4 protein-coding genes are annotated in these 3098 nt (G+C 51.5%); all 4 read left to right on the forward strand.

Annotated elements, in window-relative coordinates:
* Positions 1-36 precede the first annotated feature (36 nt).
* Positions 37-540: an ABC transporter substrate-binding protein gene (locus tag Q0L39_RS11410; protein WP_296629300.1), complete on the forward strand. Its 504-nt coding sequence runs from the start codon at positions 37-39 to the stop codon at positions 538-540.
* Between the two features lie 110 nt (positions 541-650).
* The gene (locus Q0L39_RS11415) at positions 651-1631 is read left to right on the forward strand and encodes an ABC transporter permease (protein WP_296629294.1); all 981 of its coding nucleotides are present in this window, start codon (positions 651-653) and stop codon (positions 1629-1631) included.
* Positions 1624-2559 (forward strand): ABC transporter permease, encoded by a 936-nt coding sequence (locus tag Q0L39_RS11420; protein WP_296629296.1) that lies wholly within the window; start codon positions 1624-1626, stop codon positions 2557-2559. The genes Q0L39_RS11415 and Q0L39_RS11420 overlap by 8 nt, the downstream gene beginning before the upstream one ends.
* A 12-nt stretch (positions 2560-2571) precedes the next feature.
* The coding region (locus Q0L39_RS11425; RefSeq protein WP_296629298.1) for an ABC transporter ATP-binding protein at positions 2572-3098 on the forward strand (527 nt) is incomplete at its 3' end.

The following is a 3098-nucleotide window of genomic DNA, read 5'->3' on the forward strand; positions in this document are numbered from 1 at the left end:
CAGGGTTATGGGCCGGATCTGGTATACGCATAACAGCTGGTCAGTGAGGCAGGTCTGGAAGGAACTACCATGACCCTGTACTTTAACTCTGAGCGTGTTTACATGAAAGAGACCGCACAGATCATCCAGCAGCAGCTCAAAGAAGTCGGCATCAACCTCGATGTTATTCCGCTGGAATCCACCGGATTCTTTGAGAAGGTATTCGGCACCGACGGCGACTATGAGTTCTACCTCAACGGCTATGCTGCATCGGGCGACCCGGACAGCGTTGTTGCAGGTATGTACGACGGTACCTGGGGTGTCAACCTGGCAGTCAGCGACGAAGTTCTGCAGCTGTGGAAAGATGCCCGCACCGTATTCACCGATGAAGAACGTGCAGAAATCTACAAACAGATTCAGCAGCAGACCAAGGATGAGATGACCTGCTACCCAATCGCATATCCAAACTATGTATTTGTAACCACTGCAAATATCAAGGGTGCAGACACCATCAAGAAAACACCTATCTTTGAAGACTACACCAAACTTTCTATGGAATAAAAGTTACGCACAGATCAAGTTACGCACAGATCAGTGAAAGCCAAAATGCCGCCTTCTTGGCAAAAGAAGGCGGCATTTTGCAAGAGCACGATCGCAGGAGGAGAAGGATCATGAAAAAGTTTGTGTTAAAACGCTTTTTGCAGATGTTTCTTGTCTGGATTCTGGTTTCGATCTTTTCCTTTTCCATCATATACTTTGCGCCTGGAGACCCGTTGTATATCTATATGACTCCTGGCGCCACCGGCCATAAAATGACCGATGAGGAGATGGGCAGGATGAGGGAGTCGCTGGGTCTGAACGGAAATGTTGTGGAGCAGTATGTCAGCTGGGCCGAAAAACTGGTGCACGGAAATCTGGGTATTTCCATCAACAACAAGCAGCCGGTTTTGGACCAGATTCTGGAAAAACTGCCCTGTACCGTGGGACTGATGGGATCTTCGCTGTTGCTGTCGCTGTTGATTGCGATACCGCTGGGTCTGATAGCGGGAACGCATAAAAATAAGCTGGTGGACAACATCATCAGCGGACTAACCTATCTGGGCATCTCGGTGCCGGCATTCTGGCTGGGCATTGTGCTGATTATCCTCTTTTCGATGAAGCTGGGACTGCTGCCAAGCTCCGGCATGAGAACGATCGGTGTCAATTCCGCATGGGATGTCATCAAGCACGGAATTCTGCCGGCAGTGGTGCTGGGACTCAACAATATGGCAGTCTTTGTGCGCTACATTCGCTCCAACACCATCACCCAGATGGAGGAGGAGTATGTGCAGACCGCCATCTCCAAAGGCATCTCCAACCGAGGAATCATGTACGGACAGGTGCTCAAAAACTGCATGCTGCCGATCATCACCGTGGTGGGCTCCCGCTTTGGCACACTGGTCACCGGTTCGTTTATCATCGAGTCGGTGTTTGCATGGCCTGGACTGGGTACCTTGGGAATGTCCGCTATCAACAACCGCGATTACCCGATGATTATGGGAATCACCATGTTCTCCTGCACCATCCTTCTGCTGGGCAACTTCCTGGCGGACATTCTGTATGGATTTGCAGATCCGAGAATCAAACAGGGAAAGGAGCAGGTCGATGGCTAAGTTGCTTTCACCGTTAAACAAAGCTGCGCTTCGTGCAGAGGATTTTGCCAAGGCGCAGCGGGAAGAAAATATTGTGGAACAAAGCTATGATCGCGGAATGCTCTATCATCTGGGACAGGCGCTCAAGTCCAACAAGCTGGCGATTATCTGTCTGGTACTTCTGCTTGTGATCATTCTGTCCTCGATTCTGGCGCCGCTTTCACCGTATGATCCAGACTATATGGACGTCATGAACAAGATGGCGCCGCCCAGTGCAGAACACTGGTTTGGTACCGATGAGCTGGGACGCGATTCGTTCACCAGAGCCTTGTACGGCGGCAGAGTTTCGCTGCTGGTCGGCTTTTCGGCGATGATGGTTTCGGTTGTTGTGGGAACGCTGGTTGGTTCGATCAGCGGCTATCTGGGCGGAAAGACCGACGTTGTCCTCATGCGTATCGTGGATATGTTCCAGTCGGTGCCGAGCTTGCTGATGATTATCGTCATCTTTTCGTTTGTGCCAAACAACATGATTACACTGGTGCTGATGCTGGCGCTGTTTTCCTGGACCGGTGTGGCCCGAATTGTGCGGGCACAGACGCTGACTTTAAAGGAACGCGACTTTGTCATCGCGGCAAAGACGCTGGGAGTCAGCCATCCGCGCATCATTTTGCAGCACATCATCCCGAATATGACCACCCAGATCATTGTAGCGGCTTCGCTGAGCATTGCGGGCGCCATTCTGGATGAGTCGGCGCTGAGCTATCTGGGCTACGGCGTTGCACTTCCGAAGTCCTCCTGGGGCAGCATGCTGCAAAATGCACAACAGTATATTCTGTATGATCCGCTGCTGGCGCTGATTCCAGGCTTGTTTATTCTGATGACGGTATTGTGCCTGAACATTTTGGGAGATGTGCTCCAACATGCGTTGGACCCACGTCTGCATAAATAGGAGGTGTGCAGTTTGGGCAATCTTTTGGAAGTAAAAAATCTGAGAGTATCCTATCACAGCTATGCGGGAGAGGTACAGTCTGTTCGCGGTGTCTCCTTTCAGGTGCAGGAGGGAGAATCGGTCGCCATCGTCGGCGAGTCGGGCTGCGGAAAATCGGTCACAGCAAAAAGCATCATGGGATTGATTCAGACGCCGCCTGGTGAGATCAAAGAGGGCAGCGAGATTTTGTTTGAGGGAAGAAACCTGCTGACACAGACGCCGCAGCAGTGGCAGAAATACCGCGGCAGCGATTGTGCCATCATCTTTCAGGATGCGCTGGCAGCACTGAACCCAACCCTGACGATTGGACGGCAGATTGCAGAAAAGATTCTGGTGCACACCAACATGAACAAAAAGGAAGCCTATGCCGAAGCACAGCGGCTGCTGGGACTGGTGGGAATTCCAAATCCGGCAAAACGTTTAAAGCAGTATCCGCACGAGTTTTCCGGCGGTATGCGTCAGCGTGCGATGATTGCAATGGCGATGTCCTGTGAGCCTAA

Origin of the sequence: uncultured Negativibacillus sp., from assembly GCF_944388365.1 — a bacterium.
In the GTDB taxonomy this organism is placed as follows: domain Bacteria; phylum Bacillota; class Clostridia; order Oscillospirales; family Ruminococcaceae; genus Negativibacillus.

Coding starts and splice junctions, on each gene's coding strand:
- Q0L39_RS11415 (WP_296629294.1), top strand. CDS start 651: ATGAAAAAGTTTGTGTTAAAACGCTTTTTGCAGATGTTTCTTGTCTGG.
- Q0L39_RS11420 (WP_296629296.1), top strand. CDS start 1,624: ATGGCTAAGTTGCTTTCACCGTTAAACAAAGCTGCGCTTCGTGCAGAG.